Origin of the sequence: Leucobacter chromiireducens subsp. solipictus (assembly GCF_016758195.1) — a bacterium.
Classification (GTDB): Bacteria; Actinomycetota; Actinomycetes; order Actinomycetales; family Microbacteriaceae; genus Leucobacter; species Leucobacter solipictus.
This window is the reverse complement of the sequence record NZ_QYAC01000003.1, coordinates 85,682-107,245: the sequence shown is the minus strand read 5'-3', so window position 1 is coordinate 107,245 and position 21,564 is coordinate 85,682. Positions and strand designations below refer to the sequence as shown.

Annotated in this window: 14 protein-coding genes; 1 reads left to right on the top strand and 13 read right to left on the bottom strand. The window is 63.5% G+C overall.

Translation table 11 applies throughout. The features are described 5' to 3' along the window. Window positions 1-47: 47 nt before the first annotated feature. The 9 genes from D3230_RS06315 to ectB form a co-directional block, all read right to left on the bottom strand. Window positions 48-896, bottom strand: a complete 849-nt coding sequence (locus D3230_RS06315) for an ABC transporter permease (protein WP_202344188.1) — start codon at window positions 894-896, stop codon at window positions 48-50. Next, window positions 896-1,714: an ABC transporter ATP-binding protein gene (locus D3230_RS06310; RefSeq protein WP_202344187.1), complete on the bottom strand. Its 819-nt coding sequence runs from the start codon at window positions 1,712-1,714 to the stop codon at window positions 896-898. Before D3230_RS06310 ends, D3230_RS06315 begins: the two co-directional genes overlap by 1 nt. Continuing rightward, window positions 1,707-2,750, bottom strand: coding sequence for an ABC transporter substrate-binding protein (locus D3230_RS06305; protein ID WP_202344186.1), 1,044 nt, complete (start codon window positions 2,748-2,750; stop codon window positions 1,707-1,709). Before D3230_RS06305 ends, D3230_RS06310 begins: the two co-directional genes overlap by 8 nt. A gap of 176 nt (window positions 2,751-2,926) precedes the next feature. Then, window positions 2,927-4,387 (bottom strand): nucleobase:cation symporter-2 family protein, encoded by a 1,461-nt coding sequence (locus tag D3230_RS06300; protein WP_202344185.1) that lies wholly within the window; start codon window positions 4,385-4,387, stop codon window positions 2,927-2,929. A gap of 56 nt (window positions 4,388-4,443) precedes the next feature. Then, the gene (locus D3230_RS06295) at window positions 4,444-5,814 is read right to left on the bottom strand and encodes an 8-oxoguanine deaminase (RefSeq protein WP_202344184.1); all 1,371 of its coding nucleotides are present in this window, start codon (window positions 5,812-5,814) and stop codon (window positions 4,444-4,446) included. A gap of 393 nt (window positions 5,815-6,207) precedes the next feature. Next, the gene (locus D3230_RS06290) at window positions 6,208-7,719 is read right to left on the bottom strand and encodes an MFS transporter (RefSeq protein ID WP_202344183.1); all 1,512 of its coding nucleotides are present in this window, start codon (window positions 7,717-7,719) and stop codon (window positions 6,208-6,210) included. 118 nt (window positions 7,720-7,837) lie between these two features. After that, a complete protein-coding gene (locus tag D3230_RS06285; RefSeq protein ID WP_202344182.1) occupies window positions 7,838-8,632 on the bottom strand; it encodes a hypothetical protein in 795 nt (264 codons plus the stop codon). 723 nt (window positions 8,633-9,355) lie between these two features. Further along, window positions 9,356-10,789 carry a hypothetical protein gene (locus D3230_RS06280; RefSeq protein WP_202344181.1) on the bottom strand — a complete coding sequence of 478 codons (1,434 nt, stop codon included), beginning with the start codon at window positions 10,787-10,789 and terminating at the stop codon, window positions 9,356-9,358. Window positions 10,790-11,000: 211 nt separating this feature from the next. Beyond that, the gene (gene ectB / locus D3230_RS06275) at window positions 11,001-12,263 is read right to left on the bottom strand and encodes a diaminobutyrate--2-oxoglutarate transaminase (RefSeq protein WP_202344180.1); all 1,263 of its coding nucleotides are present in this window, start codon (window positions 12,261-12,263) and stop codon (window positions 11,001-11,003) included. Between the two features lie 225 nt (window positions 12,264-12,488). Between ectB and D3230_RS06270 the strand changes: the two genes are divergently transcribed. Further along, entirely contained in the window at window positions 12,489-12,791 is a 303-nt protein-coding gene (locus D3230_RS06270; RefSeq protein ID WP_237467115.1) for a chorismate mutase, read from the top strand. Between the two features lie 1,296 nt (window positions 12,792-14,087). On the opposite strand, the gene D3230_RS06265 is transcribed toward D3230_RS06270, so the two are convergent. From D3230_RS06265 to D3230_RS06255, 4 genes are all read right to left on the bottom strand, one after another. Next, window positions 14,088-17,390, bottom strand: a complete 3,303-nt coding sequence (locus D3230_RS06265) for a type ISP restriction/modification enzyme (RefSeq protein WP_202344179.1) — start codon at window positions 17,388-17,390, stop codon at window positions 14,088-14,090. Window positions 17,391-17,775: 385 nt separating this feature from the next. Then, complete coding sequence (locus D3230_RS06260; RefSeq protein WP_202344178.1) at window positions 17,776-19,779, bottom strand: DUF3732 domain-containing protein; 2,004 nt, start codon at window positions 19,777-19,779, stop codon at window positions 17,776-17,778. Beyond that, window positions 19,779-20,270, bottom strand: a complete 492-nt coding sequence (locus D3230_RS16500; RefSeq protein ID WP_420029020.1) for a three component ABC system middle component — start codon at window positions 20,268-20,270, stop codon at window positions 19,779-19,781. Before D3230_RS16500 ends, D3230_RS06260 begins: the two co-directional genes overlap by 1 nt. Beyond that, window positions 20,267-21,457, bottom strand: coding sequence for an ABC-three component system protein (locus D3230_RS06255; protein ID WP_202344177.1), 1,191 nt, complete (start codon window positions 21,455-21,457; stop codon window positions 20,267-20,269). The genes D3230_RS16500 and D3230_RS06255 overlap by 4 nt, the downstream gene beginning before the upstream one ends. Window positions 21,458-21,564: the final 107 nt, after the last annotated feature.

The window sequence follows — 21,564 nt, the reverse complement described above, 5'->3', positions numbered from 1 at the left end:
TCCCGTGGGGGAAGCTCCTTCTCTGCGTGTGCGTCTGCCGTGCGTCGTCAGTGCTGGTCGCGCCGGTTCCGCAGAAACAGCCGTCCGAGCAGTTCGACGCCGTAGTAGAGCAGGAGTCCAAGTGCCGTGAGCACGACAAGGTCAGCAAAGAGCAGTTCAGTTCGTAGATTGCCCTGCGCCACGATGAGCAAGTAGCCCAGCCCGGAGTCGCTGCCGACGAACTCGCCCACGATCGCGCCCACGATCGCGAATGCGACCGCGAGCTGCAGCCCCGTCAGGATGTGTGGCACCGCATTCGGGAACCGGAGGTACCGAAACACCTGCCATTGGCTCGCCCGCATCGACCGCAACAGATCGATCGATGACGAGTTCACCGATCGCATCCCCAGTGTCGCGTTGACAACCACCGGGAAGAACGCCATCACAAATGCGATCAACGAGGCGGTCGTCACCCCTGTCCCGATCCAGACCACCATCAGCGGTGCGATCGCGACCTTCGGGATCACCTGGGAAGCCACCAGGATCGGGAAGATCGCGGCACCCGCGAGCGGCCACATCACCATGACGATGGCGAGCGCGATTCCGACGACCGCGCTCAGGACAAAACCGATGAGCGTTTCCAGGAGCGTGACGCCAGCGTGACGCATCAGGAGATCCCAGTTCTCCACCATCGACTGCGCCACCGCGCTCGGGGCAGGGAGTAGAAATCGCGCGACGCCGGAGGCACGCACGCCGATCTCCCAGATCCCGATGAGCGCGACGAGCGTGACGACCGGCGCGATCCACGGCATGCGTGCGAGCCAGTGCCGCCCCGCCCGGTCGGGGCCACGCTTGCGTTTTCCGCGGGGTTGCCGGAGCTCCACGGCGACCGTTGCCGCACCCGTGTGTCTGGTCATTACTCGGTCTCCTGTGTCTGTTGCGGCGTGCTGTGGAATACGCCGAGCGATTCAAAGATCGAGGTCACTTCGGCGACGCTCGACACGAACTCCGGCTGCTGCCGGTGGTGCAGCTGTCGTGGTTGCGGCTGTTCGATACTCACCTCAGCGGCGATCTCCCCGGGCCGCGCCGACATCACGTAGATTCGGTCGGAAAGGAATACCGCCTCCGGGATGGAGTGGGTAACGAAGATGATCGTGGTTCCCGCTCGCGCAGCAAGGTCCGAAAGCTCCACGGAAATCTGGTCACGCGTCATCGCGTCGAGCGCCGCAAAAGGCTCGTCCATGAGCAGGAGTCGAGGCCGGTGCAGCAGGGCCCTGCAGATGCCGACGCGCTGCCGCATCCCGCCGGACAACTCGTGCGGATAGCTCGCGATGAAATCCCGGAGCCCAACTTGCTCCAGCAGCTCGGTTGCCCGCCGAACCGTTTCCGGCGACTTCTGCCCGCGCACCTCGGCCTGCAGGAGCACGTTGTCGAGCACGGTGCGCCAGGGCATGAGGAGGTCCGTCTGAAACACGACGCCCAGCTCAGGGTGCGCGCGCGTGACCGCTTGGCCGTCAATGCTCACCGTGCCCTCACACGCCGCTTCGAGCCCGGCAATGAGGCGCAGCAGGGTCGTCTTGCCGCAACCGCTCGGGCCGAGAAGCGAAACGAATTCACCCGGTCGCACCCGAACGGTGACCCGCTCAAGCGCGGTGACGGCGCCGGATCGCGTCGTGTACCGCTTCGACACGTCGTCGCAGCGGACTTCGATTGGGGTCGCGTGGCGCTCACTCATGCGGCAGCGCCTCGTTCGTGAACATGCTCGCCGGGGTGCGGTCGCCCTCGGCACCACCGAATTCCGTGAGCACGTCGACCGTGCTCGTCCAGTCCGCTGCCTCGTTGGTGCCCCACGCTGGGTCCGCGGGATCACCCACGAGCGGAAGCCACCCCTCGAGCTGGGACTCACAATCCTCTGGGAGCAGCGCGCCCTCAGATTTCTCCGTCAGCACCGTGCACGCACTCGCCGGATCCTCAATGGTGCGCGCGAGCGCCTCGCGGTATGCCGCCAGGAACCGGGTGACCGCCTCAGGCTGCTCCGCGAGAAACGCGTCGTTCGCCACGAAGCCGTGGTCGAGGACGTCGAGCCCCATGTCCGAATACGATTTCCCGGTCGCGGTGACGCCCTGGCTCTGCGCGCTGCTGACGTAGTAATACACCTGCCCGCTAATCGCATCGACCTCGCCGGTCATCAGCGCCGCGAATTTGCCGTTCGCCGGGAGATTCACGATGTCGACTGCCTCGGGATCGATGTCGTTCGCCCGCAAGAATGCACCGATCAGGGTCGCGTCTGATCCACCGGGGGTCGACCCGATCCGCATCCCCGGAACGTCTGCCGCGCTCTCCAGCGATGTACCCTCGAGAACCGTCAGCCCGCTCGCGTTCTTCGTTTGGACCGTCGCGACCGCCGTGACGGGCACCCCCTGCAGCATGGATGCGGCCGAGGTCGACAGGTCCGCCCAGGCGAGGTCGGTCTTCGCCGTTCCGACCTCGATGAGCGCGTCCCCAGAACCTCCCGGCATCGTCTGTTGCACGCTGAGCCCGTGTTCGGTCCAGATGCCCGACTCTTCCGCGAGTGCGAAGGGCGCGTGGTAGGCCACGTAGGAATTCCAGTCCAGCGAAAGGGTCAACGGCGTCAGGCCCTCCGGCGACGACTCGGCATCTGTCCCACCCTGAGTTCCCGCGGCGCACGCCGACAGCGCGGTCGCCGCGAGGATCGCGATGAGCGCGGAGCCCACCCTTCGGACGTGTGTGGACTCTCTCCGTGTGCGCATGCGACATCCCCTTTGATTGCAACTACCGCAAATGTAATCGTGTACATTGAGTTACGATACACACCAGCCACGGCAGGCGCAAGCACGGGGGCGAGATATTTGTAATGGATTACATTGCCGTGCGAACTCAGGGCGACCGGTGCACCAGTCGCCCTGATTCGCTCACCCTCGCACGGCTACCGAGCGGGGTGATCCAGCGGCACCTCTCGCCCATCGCGGTCAACGATCCTGCCGTCGATCACCGAGTCGCCGTCCTCGAACGCTTCCAAGTAGGCGATCGGGATACTGCGCGTGGGCGCGGCGGCGAGCGCCGACCCGTCCTTGCCCGCGCCGCCGAGGTGGTTGAACAGGAGGTTCAGGATGATCGCGGCAACCGCTGCCGAACTGATGCCCGAGTGGAAAATGGTGTTGAACCAGGCGGGCATCTGATCGTAAATAGTGGGAGCGGCGATCGGCAGCATTGCGATCCCGATCGAGGCCGCCACGATGATCAGGTTCATGTTGCCGCGGTAGTCGACTTTTGAGAGCGTCCGGATCCCGCTGGCCGCGACGCTGCCGAAGAGCACGATTCCGGCACCGCCGAGCACGGGTGTGGGCACGGCCGCGACCACGCGCCCCAGCACCGGGAGCAATCCGAGCACCACGAGCACCGCACCACCGGCGGTGACCACGAAGCGGCTCTCGACGCCGGTGATGGCGACGAGGCCCACGTTCTGCGCAAAGGCGGACTGCGTGAAGGATCCGAACACCGGGGACACCGCGCTCGAGAGCATGTCGGCACGGAGTCCCGCGGCGATCCGCTTCGAGTCCACCTTGGTGCCGATGATGTCGCCGACCGCAATAATGTCCGCGGTGGTTTCCGTCAGGGTGACGAGGACCACGATCAGCATCGAGATGATCGCCGCGATTTCGAAGGTCGGCATTCCGAACGCAAACGGGGTCGGGATCGCGAAGATCGGGCCGTCGAGCACCCCGCCAAAGTCGACCATGCCCATGTACGCCGCGATGATCGTGCCGATCACCATGGCAAGAAGAATCGCGAGTCGCGAGATCGCCCCGATCGGCACCTTGCTGAGCACCAGCACGACCACCAGCGTGAGCGCCGCAAGCAGCAGGTTCTGTTGCGAACCGAAGTCTGGCGCATCGCTGACGCCGCCCATCGCCCAGCCTGCCGCAACCGGCAGCAGGGTCAGGCCAATGGTGGTGATCACCACACCGGTGACGACGGGCGGGAAGAACCGGATGATCTTCGCAAATACCGGTGCCACCAGGAGTCCGATCAGGGACGCGGCGATCACGGAGCCGAGCACGGCGGGGAGACCGCCCCCGCTCGTGACGATCGCCCCCATGGTCGCCACCCCGGCGAACGAGACGCCCTGCACCAGCGGCAGCTGCGAACCGAAGAACGGCACCCCCAGGGTTTGCAGGATCGTGGCGAGCCCGCCCATGAACAGGCACGCGGTGATCAGCACCCCGATCTCCGCCCCGTTCAGGCCGGCCATCGATCCGATGATCAGGGGCGGGGCGATAATGCCGCCATACATCGTGAGCACGTGCTGGAGCCCGTAGGCGAGCGTGGCTCCGAACGGGAGTCTTTCGTCTTCTGGCCGGTCGACGGCCACGGTGTTCTGGTTCATATCGACCTCTTTGTCGTGGTGAATGGGAACGGTGGAACGGATTGGGTCTGGGAGGCTTATGCGGCGTGGCGGGCGAGGAGGCCGCGGGCGGCCTCACTGTGGTGGGCGATGAGCTGCGCAACGTCGAGGCCTTCGATCTGTCCGTCGGTGACGCGCCAGGTGCCGCCCACCATGACGCGGTCGGCCCGCTCGGCACCACACAGCAGCAGCGCGGCCACGGGATCGTGACTGCCGGAGAAGCGCAGCTCGTCGAGGGTGAACATCGCGAGGTCAGCCTGCATCCCCGGGGCGAGGGTGCCGAGGTCAGATCGGCCGAGGGCCCGCGCCGATCCCGCGGTGGCCCAGCCGAGCGCCCGCTCCGGGGTGACCGCCGCGGCACCGTAGCGCAGGCGCTGCAGGTACAGCGCCTGGCGCACCTCCTGGATCATGTTGGACCCGTCATTCGAGGCGGATCCGTCGACGCCGAGACCCACGGGGGATCCCGCCTGCTCGAGCTCCAGCGCACGCGCGATGCCCGAGGCGAGCCGCATGTTCGAGGTGGCGCAGTGGGACACGCTAGTCCCGGCCGCACCGAGCCGGGCGATCTCCGCGTCATCGAAGTGGATCCCGTGCGCGAGCCAGGTGCGATCGGAGAGCCAGCCGACGCTCTCGAGGTAGTCAACGGTGCGCAGCCCGAAAGTGTCGCGGCAGAAGTCCTCTTCGTCGAGGGTCTCGGCGAGGTGCGTGTGGAGACGGACGTCGAGACGTTCGGCCAACGCCGCGGTGTCGCGCATCACGCCGGTGGTCACCGAGAACGGGGAGCACGGCGCGAGTCCGATGTGCACGAAGGCCCCGGCACCACGCTCGTGGTACGCACCGACGAGGCGCTCGCTGTCCGCGAGGATCACGTCGGCGTCCTGCACGGTGCGCTGCGGGGGCAGGCCGCCGTCCGCCTCGCCGAGCGACATCGAACCGCGGGTGAGGGTGGCCCGCATGCCGAGCTTCCGGACGGCCTCGACCTGCACGTCGATGCCGTCCTCGAGTCCGTCCGGGAAGAGGTAGTGGTGATCGGCGGCGGTGGTGCACCCCGACAGCAGCAGCTCGGCGAGGGCCGCGGTGGTCGCGAGTTCCAGATCTCGTGGGGTGAGCCCCGCCCACACCCCGTAGAGCCCCTGCAGCCAGGGAAAGAGCTCGGCGCTCACGACGGGGGTCCACGCACGGGTGAGCGTTTGGTAGAAGTGGTGGTGGGTGTTGATGAGCCCGGGGATCACCACGTGGCGACTCGCGTCAAATTGCTGATCGACCGGAGCCGCGGGTGCGCCCCCGGCGGGCACGAGCTCACTGACGACGGATCCTTCGATCACGATCCCGCCTGCAGCGTCGGCGTCGGTCCCCGTGAAGATCCCGAGCGGGTTCTTGATCCAGAGGCGCGCGGTTGGCTGTGGCATGTGCTGACTCCATCCGTACGGTGGAACCGCCTGCCGGCCCCACGTGGGTGCCAGCTCAGTTTTTCCCTGTCTGCTGATCCAGGTACTCCGTCGTTGGAGTGCTCCATACCTATCACGGGCAGGATCAACGGGTCAATAGAAACTTCCGAATCGTGAAGATGCAGTTTCGCGGTGCGGAATATGCGCGGGCCGGTGAGATGCCCCGCCACCACGTCACTGCCTCTCACGAGCTCTGACGCAGCCCGGGCCGGATCGGCCCCTGACGCAGGCCGGACCAGATCGGCCCCGCGCCAACGCGGCGCACAGCCGAGCCCGCCGCGCCAGCCACACGGGGCCTGCCGCCGCGCCGGGCCCGGAGCGCCACCCGGGCGACTCAGCCGGGCGAGGCGACCGTCACACCGGCCGGCTGCACGAGCACTGCGCCGCGATCAGCACCGCCTCGCCACACTCGCACGCTCCCGCTGACGCGGCGGGAACGGCTGGGGTACCGGCAGGGAGCCCAGCTCCAGCCGGGGTCGCGGTCCCGGTTCCCGCGGAGGTCCCGGCACCTGCTCCCGCGGGGGTCGCGGTCCCGGTGTGCGCGGGGGTCGCGGTCCCGGCGGGCGCGGGGGTCGCGGTCCCGGCGGGCGCGGGGGTTGCGGTTCCGGCGGGCGCTGGCGATTGCGCGGCGGCGCGGCCCTCACGAGGCCAGGCGACGACCGCGAAGATAGCCCCGAGAACCGCGAGTGCTGCCAGGACCGACCACGCGGCCGTCAGGCCGGCCGCGGTGCCGAGCCATCCCGCGATCGGGTACGTCACCAACCAGGCCAGGTGGGACAGGGAGAACTGCGCGGCGAACGCGCCGGGCAGCCCGGCTGGAGGGGTCGATTCGCGAATCACGCGCCCCGTCGGCGTCACGATGAACGCCATCCCCGCGCCGATCGCCACCCAGATGGGCGCGGTCACCGCCGTCGACACGACGCCTCCGGCCACCATCGCCACCGCAGCCGCGACGCCCGCGAGCAGCACAGCCGCCCCCGTCATCATGATCGGGCGGTCCGCAACCCGGTCCAGCACGCGCGGCAGGATGAGCGCGACCACGAGCGTCCCCGCGCCGGACGCCGCGAGCATCCAGGCCACGTCGGACTGATCCCCGCCGAGCTGATCACGTACGTAATTCACCGTGTTCACCACAACGATCGAGCCCGCGGCGGCCACCACCAGATTCAACCCCATCAGGCCGCGCAGGCGCGGCGTGCGCACGAACGTGCCGAGCCCCGACGTGATGCGCTCCCACGCGCCGCCCGGAACTCCGCTGGCCGCGTTCGGGATCCGCGTCGACAGCACGAGTGCCGCGGAGATCAGGAATCCGACCGCGGTGCCCACGAACAGCCAATTGAACGACATGACGGCGAGCGCGAGGGCGGCGAGCACCGGACTCAAGAGGCTCTCCATCGTGTAGGCGACCTGAGACGCCGACAGCGCCCGCGTGTACTGGGCTTCCTCGGGGACGATGTCCGGGATCACGGCCTGGAACGTGGGCGTGAACGCCGCCGATGCCGCCTGCAGTACCCCGATGAGGACGTAGACCTGCCAGATCTCAGTGACAAACGGGAGCACGAGGACAACCGCGGCGCGCACGAGATCGAGGATCGTCAGGAACAGTCGTCGCGGCAAGCGGTCGGCAAAGGCGCCCGCGATCGGCGCGATGAGCACGTACATGACCATCTTGATGGTCAGCGCCGTCGCCAGCACCGCGCCAGCCGCAGGTCCGGCGAGCTCGTAGGCGAGCAGCCCGAGCGCGACCGTGGCGAGTCCGGTGCCGAGGAGCGCGATGATCTGGGCACCGAACAGGTGCCTGAAGTCGCGAATCGCAAAGAGTTTGACTACTGAGTCCTCCCAGACCGCCCGTCGTTCGGACACCATTCCAGCAACTGCATACCCCCGTGGGGCGTTCTCATAATGCGGCGCTTCCACCGTCACCCGGCGGGGATACCGCCGCGTGCGGGTGGAAGCGCCGCCGGGGCGCACCGCGCCGACGCGCTCAATGAGCCGCGTGATCCCTCTCAGAGGCAGCGGCGTCGAGCTGAAGCTCCGCGGTGAACACCTCACCGTCGACCTGGAAGTCGAAGTAGAGGAAGTACCGCCCGGCCGTCGGGGCGGTCACCACAAATCTGACCGTCGGCCCCGAGACCGAACCGGGGCCGGGTGCGGGTCCGTCCGGGTGGACATGCAGGTACGCGAGATCCCCCTCCCGCAGCGCGACGAGGTGACCGAACGCGCCGAGGTACGGCTCGAGAGCGCGCACGGGAGCGCCCGCCTTCGTGACGTCAATCGCGAGCTCGACCGGCGATCCCGCGATGAGGTCGCCGGAAGCCGATACCGTGAAGCCCGCGACCTTCGCCACCCGCGCGACCGGCAACGCCACGGGCGCAAACTCGCCCGGAACATGGACCGTTTGCGTGAGCGTGAGACCTTCCGCACCGTCCTCGGGCGGGATGAAGTCCGCGTATACGCGGTACGTGCCGGCCGCGGCCCAGCGCCAGGGTGTCGACCAGGTTCCGTCGCGATCAACCTCGGGATGCACGTGCCCAAACTCGGTGCCGTCGGCGCGCACCACGATGAGGTGCAACGCCTTCTCGTGCGATTCCGGGAAGCCACCCGCAACATGGCCGGCGGCGGTCAGCACCTGAAATCGGAATGCTCCGTCTTCGCCGATGGCCGCCGGAGCCTGAATCGGAGAGAGCTGATACCCGCCCGCGGCGAGCGACACTCCCCCGGCATCGTGCCCAGATACCGCCGCTCCGCCATGGTCATGTTCGTGTGCTTCGTGCTGCATGCTCATTTCCCTTCACCCGTCCTGTGATTCACGCCGGCCACCCGCGATCCGAGGCACAGCGCCCGCGTTCGACGCGGAAGCACATACCCCCGAGGGGTATGTCGATAACACCCAGCCTAGCCAGGGAACGGGCACTGCGCAATGGGGTCCACTGCGCGACCGGCACTCCGGCCCGTCATGTTCGCCTGAGGCCTAAGGCCTGAGGCTGGGGGTCGGGGGTCGAGGGCGCGATCGCCCCACACGGCGATCCGCGGGTGCTCATCCTGCCAGCGTCGCACGGAAACACCGGACTGAACCCGTTCACGACCTCCGACGCGTCAAAACCGGGAGGCCAGGTGGATCCGTCCATCGGCCCCTCCCCCACCTCGGAGGTTGCAGCACGCCTGGCTGTACCCGTCGGGTATCTCGCTGGGGCCGACGGCCCCCGAGGCGTCGAGGGGCCGTCGGGCCGCGGGGCGCGGGGCGGGCGGATCCGCCGCGGAAAGATGCCCGGCCTCGGGGAGATACCCCGCCGAGCCTTCCGTGCGCGGAATTGCGGGGCCGGCTCACGGACGTCCGCGTGCTCAGCTCAGTCGAGGGGTGTCTCTCCCCACCCGCAGCGTGCATGAGCGCTCGGCACGGTGCGCTCGCGCGGGCGTCGGTGCCGCAGTCCGCGGCGCGGAGCAGCCGCACCTCGCGGGGCGGCGACCCGCCGCGGCCTTTGGCAGCGCCGTGCGTCAGCGCTCAGGTCTGCGCGTTCCACGCATCCACGAATGCACGCCCATCCCGGGCCGCACCTTCGGTGAGCTCCGCGGCAGTGAGTCGCTCCGCCGCGGTGACGCAGAACGAGCCACGCCGCGCGGCATCAATGCAGACCCGATCCCCCGGCTCCGCATGCGGCTTCAACTGCCGCGCGTATGCCGCAAGGTCCGCATCGCTCGGGTCGCCGCGTGTCTCCAGCTCCGAGGAGAATCCCGGGGACAGCACGACCCGGGCCACCTCGCCGCGTTCCCCGAGCGCGAGCACGGTCGCCGCCCGCTCGGCGAGCGCACCGGGGGCACCCTCGATCGCGAGCGTCGGCTCGTCCGCCGGGCCCACACGGATCGTCACCGGGCCGAGGCCCGCCGCGGCGGGACTCTGATCGACCGCGGCGGCGATGACGGCGAGTTCCCGTGCGCCGGGGGCACCGAGCTGCAGCGCGTGATCATCGGTCCACAGAGATTCGATGCCCGCACTGGCGTCCACGGGGAGATCCGCCAGTAGCACCCGGGCGGATCCCCCGCTCGCCCCGGGGAAGAGCGTCACCAGATCGCTCTGGAAGTACACGCTCCCACCGTCGCCGTACCGCAGCGTCCCACGCGCGACCCCTTCGGCGCGCGCAAGATCCGCCTCGCTGGCGAGGGTGACCGTCACCGCGGCGGGATCGGCCTCGAACGCGGTGAGCGGGGCTGCGGCACCGAGCGCCGCGTATCCGGCACCCGCTCGGTCGGACCAGGCCCCGGGGGCACCAGTCAGCACGACACGCTCCGGAACTCCCGGTACCGTCGCCACGGTCACTTCCGGCATCCTGCCGAGCCCCGCGAACAGCTCCGGCGACTCCGCGAGCAGCGCGAACGCCGTCTCGCCGTCGGCAACTTCGAGTCGCGCCGAAGTCGCCGAGTCCGTGAAGTCCCGTGTCCCGAAGCCGCCCGTCTGAACGCGCGCATCTCCTCGGAGCTCACCGAATACTTCGAGCAGCGCGTTCCCCGCCTCCGGATCCATGAGCACGGGGAGACGCCACTCGTCGAGCAGCAGGGTGATGCGCACGCGCGAGGGATCGCTCGAGCCGGCCTGATCCGTCGCGGCACCGCCGTGGTCCGCACCGAACTCCCGCACTCGCTCCGCGAAGGCGCGCAGTTCCGCCTCGCCCAAGTCGCTGCGCAGCGTCACCTCGCCGCCCACGCCACCCGTGAACGGCATGTTGTCCGCGCTCGAGAGATCGAGGTCGACGACCGCGGGATCCCGCGCAAACTCGCGCGTGAACGCGGCGTGGACCCCGTCCCCGGTCATGCAGCCCGTCAGCCCCACGAGCAGCAGAACTCCGAGCAGCAGACCGCCCCACCGCACCTCACGAAGCGGCGCGAGGAGCCGGACCACCGCCCGGCGTCGCACACGGCGTGGCTGGATCGTCAGGCTCACGTCGCCTCCCCGGGGTCCCGCGCGGCGCAACTGCCGCTCCCGCGATTATTTCACTCGGGAAGTGCGATACGGCGGAGGACAGCCGGTTCTCCCAGGCACCAGCCTGGGCGATGAATGCGCCGCGGCGCAGCGCTCGGAGCGTTGCCACGCCTTCCCGGCCGGGGTCGGTGCACCGGCCGGAGTGGCCTGGGCGTTCGCCCGGGCGTTCGCGCTACGCGCCGACCGCGCGCAGCGACTCCCGCACGATCGCAAGCCCCGCGTCGAGCTCTTCGGCCGTGATGGTCAGCGCCGGGAGGAACTTCAGGACCTCGTCGGAGCCGCCGGAGGTCTCGATCACGAGTCCGCGTTCGAACGCCGCGGCGGAGACCGCGCCCGCAAGCTCGGGGCGGCTTGCCGAAGCCAGCCCGTACATGAGGCCGCGCCCGCGGACCACGAAGCCCGCCTCGGGGAACTCGGTCGCGATAGCGTCGAGCGCTGCGCGCAGTTGTGCGCTGCGCTCCGCCGCCTGATCCATAAACGCGGCGTCCGCCCAGTAGCTGTCCAGGGCGGCCCGGGCACTTACGAAGGCCAGGCTGTTGCCGCGGAAGGTGCCGGTGTGGGCGCCGGGCTCCCACACATCCACCTCGGGGCGCATGAGCAGCAGCGACATCGGCAGCCCGGATGCGGAGATCGACTTGGAGACGGTGACGAGGTCGGGGACGATGCCCGATTCTTCGAAGCTGAAGAACGCTCCGGTGCGGCCCACGCCCGCCTGGATGTCGTCGACGATCAGCAGGATGCCGTGGGCGGCGGTCAGCTCGCGCAGGCGCTGCAGCCACGCGGAGCTCGCCACGTTGATGCCGCCCTCGCCCTGCACGGTCTCCACGATCACCGCGGCGGGGACGTCCAGCCCTGAGCCCGGATCGGTGAGCATCTTTTCGAACAGGTCAAGGGTGTCGAGGTCCGCGCCGAGATAGCCGTCGTAGGGCAGTCGGGTGACCCCACCGAGGTCCACGCCGCCGGCGCGCCGATACTTGGCGTTGCCCGTGGCGGCGAGCGCCCCGAGGCTGAGCCCGTGGAAGCCGTTCGTGAAGGCGACGACGTTGGAGCGGCCGGTCGCCTGGCGCGCAACCTTGAGCGCCGCCTCCACCGCGTTCGCCCCGGTCGGGCCGGTGAACTGCAGCTTGTAGTCCAGGCCGCGGGGTTCCAGGATCCGGCGCTCGAATGCCTCGATGAAGTCCCGCTTCGCCGAGGTCGCCATGTCGAGTCCGTGCAGAATCCCGCCCTCGCGGAGGTAGTCGATCAGCGGCTCGGTCAGCTTGGGGTTGTTGTGCCCGTAGTTGAGCACGCCGGCACCCGCGAAGAAGTCGAGGTAGTCGCGGCCGTCCGCGGTGCTGAGCACCGAACCGTTCGCGCGCTCGAAGAGCACGGGGAACGAGCGGATGTACCCCCGGACCTCAGATTCACGGCGGTCGAAGGCTGCTAGTTCACTCACGTACGTCTCCCCAAAGTGGCCGTTGTCGACCAGCGAGTTGGGCCGGCTCCCCCATCAGGTGATCCCCCGAGCGGCAGGCGCGCGACCGTCCCGGCTGCGGATGTGCCCCGGGATCAATCCAGGATACCTGAGCGGTTCCGTGCCGACCGTCAGGGTGATGGACTGCAATCGCCTCTGAACACGGCATCCTTTTTGTCCGGGGTGATCCATTCGTAGGAAATCGCTATGCTCGACCGCATGACCGAAGCTGCGACGCCAAGCATCGACGAAGTTCGGAACCAAATCGATGCACTCGATGCCCGGATTGTGGAGCTCATCGCCGAGCGTCAGGAGTGGGTTCTCGCAGCAGGCTCGCTCAAGAAGGATGAGCAGGCGGTGCGCGCCCCGGATCGCGTAGAGCAGGTCATCGTCAAGGTTCGCGGCCTCGCGGAGCAAAGCGGTGCATCGCCAGAGGTCGTGGAACATGCCTACCGGGCGATGATCGCGGCGTTTATTGATTTCGAGCTCGCGCACCATCGGGCACGCTAGAGACTCGCCTGTACGTTTGAGCCGAGTGGTCCGCCATTGGGTGCTGGCTTGAGTTTGACTCGGCCTACTGCAGCCTTCGCCGCAGTCACCACAAGAACTTCCGCTTTCCACCGCGTGATCGAGAGAAGAGCCCAAGGCTCGCGTGCACCGCGACCCCGAATGCCGCATCCACACAACCAGTCACTCCAGACACCTGGCAAGTGAGATACGACATCGCTGACCCGGAGACGCCATCAGGTTCCGATCTGCAGGGAAGCTCAAGCACCTTGGGATTGGTCGAGGTCACGCCCGCGTCGAGCTCGTCTGTCTCGTCCACGCCAGTCACGCCGCCGGCATCACAACCACCAGGGAAGTCCTCGGCGAATACACCATCGACCCAGAAAAGGACTACCAAACGAAAAACACCTGAACTCGCGTTTCCGCGGGTTCAGGTGTCCCTGATGTCCTGAGACATCGCATTTGTCGGGCTGACAGGATTTGAACCTGCGACCCCTTGACCCCCAGGCAGACGGATCGGCCGATTTCCAATGCTTCGCTGGGGCTTCGCCGTTCCATACATTGCAGAGCGCGTCACGTTTTGCATGTTTTGCATGATGTTGACCACTTGATTGGCCCACTAGTTGCTTAGTTTGATGCGCGTCCGTTGGGCCCTGGGGTGGAATTTTTGGTGACTTTATGGCGATCAAGATTCAAGACCGGTCAGCAAACGCTTCCTCGGTGCGAGTCATCCCCAGGTTTGGATCTGGCCCTCCGGCTTGGTCATGTCAGAAAGCTTCCTGATCGAAAACCTTTTTGACATGACCGAGCAGCCGCAGGCCGATGCCGAACCCAGCTAGAGGCTCATCACCTGGTTACAGGTCCTCACGCCAGAGCTTGTTGTCTTCGCGCCAGACTTCTTTTTCTAAGAATTGATTCGATGGCTTCGGCCCGTTCCCGCATAGTTGCTTCGCTCATCATGTCCGTGCGCCAGAAGCGAAGGTTGTGGGAGAACTCCGCCCCCTAACGGTGGAACAGCGAAGAGGCCTCCAGGATGCCCTCGATATCAGACCGATCGGTTACTTTCCGAAGCCTTCAAACGCCTGGTTGACGTGAAAGAAGCATATCTGCCCTACCGCATTCAACCACTCGTCGAAGGGTGTCTGGTGTTCTTTCACATCCACCGTCTCGAAGAGTTGAAACAGTCGCGGCGCAGGTACTCGCCATCGTCACATTGAGAAGAGGACACAGCAAAGCTCTATGGGATCGCAACCCTTTCTGCACCTTCCTGGACGCGCATAAAGGGCGGCAAGAAGTGGCCTAGTTTCCATCCTTCACGACCGCCTCGACGTCAAACAGCGCGTTCGTGATGGCGCGGCGCGGCTTGCGATCACTGTCTTGCTTTGGCCAAGCGGTACCACACTCTTCGAGTTCAGTCACAGTAAAGACGGGCGTCGAAACAATCTTCTTTAGCAGTTTGGCCTGGCCTTCTTCGAGGGCTACAAGCTTAGAGAGCACTGTAAGTACTTCCAGGAGATCCTTCGTCCATTCACGCTCCCAAACCGTTGGGTTGAGATCGTCAAGCGGAGAGGTGCGCTTTCCAGCGGGCTCATTGGAGCGGTATCCCACCCATGACTTTAGGACGTTTCTCCCACCAACACTGTATTCAAAGACTTTCCGGGAGACAGGGCCAAACCGTCCTCCACCCACAATGATCTCCTCTGCAGAGGCATCGTAAGAAAGTCCCTGGGGCAACTCCTTAACTCGGTCTCGGATCATCACGCGACGGGGATCGTCCTGGGAATAGGCAATATCCGAGCCATCGAACCGTCCAAAAGTCTGAGCCGTTAGTAGATCCTTGCCAAGCTCAACCGCTTCTGCCCAAAGTGCATAATCTTTCGTCAACGGGACGCGGATCCCCGGCGTCTCAAGCTCGTCTGCAAAATCTAAAGTAAATCCCGGGTGCGCAGTCACAGCTGCAACATAGGCCAGCACATCAACGGGTTCAACTGGCTCTCCAAATTCTGATGTGAGCGCGGTAACCAGTCCCGAGGCGAGATTTGCAGTGCCGTCCGGGTGCAGGAACGGCATTGATCGACCACCACGGTTATTGAAATGGTGGTTATCAGGAATCCAACCGGAAAACAGCAGCCCCGGCCCTCCTGAGATGGAGTGAACATGTTGTTCGAAGACAAACACCTGACCCTGCACAAGCGCAGCTTCCCAAAGACCTTCTCGGGCACGGTGAATGAGGCGTGGATCTGCTAACAAGTATTGGCGATCGAACGCCCGGAAACCGACTTTGATGATTGGCTCCGCGTCACTCTGCGCAGTGAGTGAGGAAATCTTGGGCAGCCGCGCTGGATGCGGATAGCCTGGCAAATCCTTGAACTCTGAATGGAAAGCCGTTCCGGAGTCCTTCATGAGCTTTCGTCGTTCCTCTTGGTCAGCCTCTCCCACCAAGGTCTTCCAACGCGCCTCGAGCGTAGAGCTGGAAGGAGAATATACCCACGTCCGGGTCGGGAAGACACCCGGAGAGTACCAGGGAAAGATGTTGTCTACGGTGGGCCAGTCATCCCAAGAAGACGAGGCTGCCGCCGTGAACGGCGCCGTCCAGTCAGTGCGAACAGTTCGCCAAGAAGCGTCCGAAATCTCAAGTTTCCGAAGCTGGCTGAACTTCTCAGCACGCCTACCATGCACGGACAAGTAGCGAAGGTTGGCTGGGGTGGCAAGGTCGGTTTCTGGGCGGCGCACGAATATTCCAATGGCCAGCGGCTGCCGTACCTGAGGAAAGATTCGCGTTGCCACCTCCGGCGTCTGCCCTTCCGGCGTCAAGTCGATGATCCACCCGTCACTGGCGTGTTGACGAATATAGCGACGCATTGTCTTGAAAGCTGTGCCGGTGACATACCCAGATGTCGTGATAAAGCAGATGATTCCGGTCTCATCAGCCGGTGTTGATTCCCATACCTTCCATGTACCCCACCGCCAGAAATAGATGTAGAAGTTCTTCAATTTCGCGGCAATGCGACCCGGTACGTCTTCGAGAAAGGCACTAAGAACGCCCTCGCTCTCCTTGCCATCGGCACCGCTACCATGTTCAACCCACCCGCCAAGACCGGAAGCCAGCTCTCGATAGGGTGGATTGCCAATAACGACGTTGACCTTCTGGGAACGCTTGATCGCGTTCGCTCGCTTGCGAGAATTAGCAATCGGTTGAAGACCGGATGCGATCTGCGTCATATCAGCATTCGGGTCATCGAGTGTGTCGGTGACATAAAGTTTGAGTCCGTCATCGGGCAGTGAAGCATCAGCTTGCGTGAGCAGCTCTGCCACACGCAGCTCGGCCACTGCGTAAGGTCCCATCTGGATTTCGAATCCCACTAGACGTTGCGCCAGCTCAGTCAAAGCATCGGCGACGCCACCAGGGCCTTCCTCTATCTTCACCTGTTCCTGGACGGTTTCGACAATCGATTGGAGGAAAGTGCCCGTTCCCATCGCCGGATCTATCGTGTAGACATCGGAGGATGCGAAGCCCTGGTCAATCTTTAGTTCTTCCTGGAGAACCGTCTGCGTCAGGCGCACCATCTCGTCTACTAGTTCCTTCGGCGTGTAGTAAGTACCGGAGTCCTGCCTGAGCTCGTCATCGTACTCTGCCAGGAACTCTTCGTAGAGATAGAGATAGACGTCACGCTTACTGGAGCGAATTCTGTCCCAACGTACTGCGCCTACTACGGTGACCAGCAGGTCGAGTGACACCTTGAAATCAGTGGCCACGTCGTCAGTGAGCAGCTGGAGCGCTCGCCCCATGAGTGAATGTTGAAGGCCAAGCTCCCTACCAACTTCATGCAGGCTGCGGCCAGAGATTTCGATGTTGCTAGTGCGCGCGAGGAGAAGCGCGAAGGTCACCGCCTGCGCATACCCATCTGCAAAGGTCTCGTCCTCAGCCTGAGGAAAGAGCAGGCGACGCCAATCGCGGGCTAGTCCGATAAAGGGTTGTTCGTCCTCGAGCTCTCCGGAAGAGATACGTTTCCGCTCCGCGGCGAGCTGATCGAGAACCTCGCCTCTCAACAAACGAGTCAGCGGTGCGATTGCGCGGACCAAGGACCGCACCGATGTGATGGGGGCAGCCGTCCAGTTCAGGAACGCTCGAAATATAGCCTCGAGTTGAGGCGTGGCCTCTAGGTTTGCTCCGACATCAACCAGGGACTGGGGCGTCAGAATGGCCTGTTCAATCAGTTCCCCGCCGCGATAGTATCGCCAGTCCGTACCGTTGGTATAGAGCAGGTTCGGCAGATCTCGTTGTCGAGTCCACTGCTCCAGGTCATGTCCGGTCATCTCCGTCGGATTAATAGAGCGCCCAGGAGCTTTCACCTCGATGTACCCGATCATGACTCTATTGATGGAGACCCCGTAATCGGGGCGCACACGACGCTCCTGGTCTCGCACCTCGTCATGCAGCACAGCGGCTCTGCCCACGAGACTGCCGACGGACTTAATGAGTTGCTCAAGAGGGCCGCGAATCGCTGCTTCGCGGTCGCCAGGTCCATCGAGTTTGGCAGCGCTTTCGGCGCCGAAAGTGCTGAGCGCTGCGCTCCATGGTTCGATCGCTGGATTTGCCATACTCCTAAACTAGGGCACCTCTCAAGCAGCTCCTAGGAAACGCGAGGCGCGCCCAAGACAAACGGGCCGTCCGACAGCGCGGCACTTGACGCAGGGGGCGGCCTGTTCGTGCGGAACCTCAGAGACCTCGGTCTCTTTTACGGGTTTCAAGCACCCTCTGTAGATACCGCTTCCCTGAGGTACCAGCAACGATCGGGTTAGCGGTTTCCGACCAACGTTGCTTGATCCGAACCGAATCTGCGCCTACGGCTTCTGTTATCCGCAGCGGCTCGAGAGGACTGCCTGCCGCCTTAGTGAAATAGTCGCTCTTGGCTCTGTGCCTTAGAGCACCTCAGCAAGTAGGGCGGCCAAGTCACGTTTGACACGTCACAAGGGGAGATCCAGGCTAAGGCGTGGCTTCCAGTCGGAGCTGCTCGCTGCTGGCGTCGTCCGGAAGCAACTGCGCCTCAGGAGAAAGCCAGGTGTTGGGAATGAATGTTCGACCTTGTCTCCAGTTGTATATAACTGAGTTCGCGAACCAGTCATCCTCATAATCTGCGTGGTCGACAACGATGAGTTGGATCTGACCGTTGAGGGCGTCGGAGTAATCAGCGAAGAGTTTGAACATGTTCCGCACAGACTCTCGATCAGGATCGACGTACTCATCGTTTGGATCGCGAGGCCGATCCGACTGGAAATGGGCCTTGCTGGGTTGGTCGAACATGAGAAATCGAGGCACGGGGCGGCGCTGTTTCAAGAAGTACTCGTGGAGCGCCAAGTGCGCGGCAACATGGTAACCGACCCAGTTTTCACCGCTTCCAATATTGGGGAGAGGCAGCGGGCCGTCTTCAGTATCCACAACGATTGTGAGCTGGTGAACGTCCAGTCGAATCGGCATATCGGCTTGCTCGAGGTTGAGCCGCTGGCTGTAACTTCCCAGGAGGACACTTAGTGCGTTCAAGCGTGAGGTCAGCTGCTCTCGGGCTTCACCGCCGTCGAGTTCGCTCTCGAGCGCTTCGACCATTGCCTGTGCCTGTTCACGAGCGCTACGGAGCCTTGCCACTTCGGTGTCATCACGGCCTTGCAGATTACTCAGGATGGCATCGATGCGGCCGCGAACGAATTGTTGCGCTTCGCGCAACGCGCTCGGATTCATGTTGAGATCGGATACGGCGCTTCCGTCCATCGTCGCGTCGATGATGCTCAGCTCGCGTCGAATGCGGTCGATCTCACCGTCATTCTCTCTCAACGCCTGTTGCCGTTTGGGTCTTCTGGCCGTCACCTGCGAGAGTTCGTCACGCAGCTCGTACAGTCGGGAATTAAGGCTTTCGACTGTTGCGTCTGGCTGAGGCATCACCTGCTCACAGACCGGGCAAACATCCTTATGCCTGTCTCGATGAGGGATGAAGTCGAGCACGCTCAATCGCTCGATCTGGAGTGACAATGAATCGTCGTAATCGCCTTCTCCATCTCGTACGTCGAGTAGAAGCTCACGGTTGTTCATGTAAACGTTGAGCTCCTGCGCGAGCTCAAAACGTTTCTGTTCATTTCGGCGCCGTTCGTCCTGGGCAGCAAGATCGGCCTTGGAGATGACTGGTTCCGACAGTCTTGTAAATCTCACGTTGTTGAGCACATCCACGATGCTTTGTCCTGGATCGTCAACTCGCGACGTGATGAGGCCAACAGATCGAGCTTCGCTCAGCAACTCACGGAGTTCCTGGTGCTGCGCTTTGAGTCCTTCCTCGGCGGCGTCGAGTGCATTCTCCGCACGCCTGAGCTTTTGACGGGCTTCTCGCAGCCTCGCTCTCTTTGCTGCTTGTTCCCCGTCCACTGCGCCAAGGAAGAATGGGAGTGAGTCCCTGAGTCCTTGCGCAATTCCGTGCTCGTCCTGCCTGTGAAACAATGAGACTTTGTTGTCGATTTCATGCTGTTCCTGCAGCGTGAAGGGTACCGCACTCCCTAGCCCCACAGAGACCGGGCCCCTGGTTGAGTTCTCGCTCGATTCCAATTGCACGCCCGCCAAGCCAATGTGCGTTCCAAGCTGGGTCCGCAGGGCTTCTGTGTCGACATTCAGCCGCAGCTGTTCTGCGGGCGGAGCAACCATTTCGGAGTTCCCGAACTCCAGCATGGCTCGGTGGTTTGATATGCCGGGCGCATGCGGGATTCGCGCAACAAGAGCGCGGTTACCACCTGGCAGCTGGAAGACCACAGCAAACCAAGCGATGGCCTTGAACCATTTCGTGCGAGGGATTGAAGACTTTTTGCGCCCGAGGCAGTAGTCAACAATGTTGAGCAACGAACTTTTCCCCGTCTTGGAGTCGCCCGTAATGATGTTTAGGGCGTTAAGGCGGAAATTTACGTCTCTTCTCCGGCCATCCTGGTGATAAATGCTGATACTGACAATCTGCATTAGGGAGATACTCCAAACTGCGTGAATACGTTCACAGGGGTGCCAGATTTTGAGAAAATGCCTCCAACTGTGGCAGACGACGAGAGGATGCTCTTAAGTTCCGAATCTTCCGGAAGCGTTATTCCGGATCTCATTGATCCTCTGAACGTTGCGTCAGCGTTGAGGGTGAGCTGTCCGCTTCGAAGTCCATACCGAATACCTTCACGAACGTGGGAGGTGAACTTTTTTGCCCGCTGCGGGAAACCAGCCAAGACGCTCTGGTGGTTGTTAATCCAAACAGGAAGATGAGTAGTCGAAGTTTGTGGAAGCTCAAGCCGGGTGCGCTGATGAAAGACAAGCGGCACGATAAGGAAGGAGTACTCCCATGGCATCGACCGTTTGCCTGTGTCACTGTGCCGACGGCTAGCCCACTGAATCGACGCTGCAACGATTGCAGGGTTGAGGATAGCTGTGGATAATTCCGGCCGGTGACCAGGATCTGATGAGGTCATGCAGGAACTCCCAAAAGCTCTCGGACTCGCTCACGGAAATCTGGATGCCACCCGAGATCACCTCGATTAGCAATCACATGGCGGGTTCCTCCGCTAAGGAATCGCTCAGTGAACCCCGCCTGGATTACTACGTTGTTCATTTCATAGAGTTTTTCAAACAGAGAACGACCGGTTTCCACTTTGGCTGCATCATCAGTCGCCCCTAGCCGGTCGAGCCGGTCACACGCGTTCTCGAATTGAATCTCCCACTCTTCAACGAGCATCCTTTCGTACCTGCTGAGGTCGTCCTCAACAAGGTCTCCGTCCCGAAGCCACTTCGTAGTTTGTGCGTATGCCCGGTGGTAATCGATGAGCGCTCGCTGCATGTTCTTACCGCGAATCTGAATCCACTCGAGTTGCTGTACGAACGGTTTTCCTGAATGTTCGTCACCGATATCCTCAGCGGTAATTCCAGCCAGGCTATCGTCGATTGGAAGAGCGCCTTCGGTGTAGTGGTCACGAAGAGCGTTGAGTTTGGCCCGGAGCTGTCCGGCAGAGATCGTGGCTACCCCGTCCTTCGTGAGAACAGCCAGGCATTGTTGATGCCACCACCCCCAGAGCCGCTCAACGAAGTGGTCCATATGTTCATCGCGGACACTCTGAGACAACTCTTGACGGACAATCTCATCAATCTCGGTGACCTTGGGGTTATTTCCGATGACAAAGATGCGTTCGATGAGCGCTAGCCTGTCCGACTCTGGCGCGTCCTTCCACGCCGTCCGTCCTGCTTCGGTTTCCTTTGCGGTGTACCGTGCAGCTGCTTGGGTTAGGAGCGCGCATGCTTGACTCGTGTCTCGCGCTTCTTGTGTCAAGAACCATGCCGCTGAATCCTCGGGAACTGTCGCCGTCGTGATCAAATACAGTCGGGGGCCGCCACTGGCTCGGAGCACTGGTGTTTCTAGCCATACTCGCAAGGTTTTCCAGAGGTCAGGACTCGAGTTTGTAACTGGCGCGGGTGCTTCGTGGTTCTTTATCTGACTAGCCGAATGCACATCTCCGTCGGGAGTGAGTTGCGCAATGTCGTCGTAGTCTTCGATCGATAGGCTGATGGTCGCGTCACGCCGCATAGCTCGGAGGAGGTCCAGCAACGCCCATCTGAGTTGGTAGATGAAGCCAAGAGCTGAGGCGCTTGCATCAAACTGACTCATGGCATCACCGCCTTGCTAATCTGTGGCTCGACCTAAGTCAGCTCGTGGACAACACTTTCCCTAGTCTATGACGGCTGGCTTGTGTGGTGGCAACTGCCTGAGAACGC

What these genes read in the sequence shown, in the direction of transcription:
- D3230_RS06315 (WP_202344188.1), bottom strand. Translation starts at nt 896, where the DNA reads ATGACCAGACACACGGGTGCGGCAACGGTCGCCGTGGAGCTCCGGCAA.
- D3230_RS06310 (WP_202344187.1), bottom strand. Translation starts at nt 1,714, where the DNA reads ATGAGTGAGCGCCACGCGACCCCAATCGAAGTCCGCTGCGACGACGTG.
- D3230_RS06305 (WP_202344186.1), bottom strand. Translation starts at nt 2,750, where the DNA reads ATGCGCACACGGAGAGAGTCCACACACGTCCGAAGGGTGGGCTCCGCG.
- D3230_RS06300 (WP_202344185.1), bottom strand. Translation starts at nt 4,387, where the DNA reads ATGAACCAGAACACCGTGGCCGTCGACCGGCCAGAAGACGAAAGACTC.
- D3230_RS06295 (WP_202344184.1), bottom strand. Translation starts at nt 5,814, where the DNA reads ATGCCACAGCCAACCGCGCGCCTCTGGATCAAGAACCCGCTCGGGATC.
- D3230_RS06290 (WP_202344183.1), bottom strand. Translation starts at nt 7,719, where the DNA reads ATGGTGTCCGAACGACGGGCGGTCTGGGAGGACTCAGTAGTCAAACTC.
- D3230_RS06285 (WP_202344182.1), bottom strand. Translation starts at nt 8,632, where the DNA reads ATGCAGCACGAAGCACACGAACATGACCATGGCGGAGCGGCGGTATCT.
- D3230_RS06270 (WP_237467115.1), top strand. Translation starts at nt 12,489, where the DNA reads ATGCTCGACCGCATGACCGAAGCTGCGACGCCAAGCATCGACGAAGTT.
- D3230_RS06265 (WP_202344179.1), bottom strand. Translation starts at nt 17,390, where the DNA reads ATGGCAAATCCAGCGATCGAACCATGGAGCGCAGCGCTCAGCACTTTC.
- D3230_RS06260 (WP_202344178.1), bottom strand. Translation starts at nt 19,779, where the DNA reads ATGCAGATTGTCAGTATCAGCATTTATCACCAGGATGGCCGGAGAAGA.
- D3230_RS16500 (WP_420029020.1), bottom strand. Translation starts at nt 20,270, where the DNA reads ATGACCTCATCAGATCCTGGTCACCGGCCGGAATTATCCACAGCTATC.
- D3230_RS06255 (WP_202344177.1), bottom strand. Translation starts at nt 21,457, where the DNA reads ATGAGTCAGTTTGATGCAAGCGCCTCAGCTCTTGGCTTCATCTACCAA.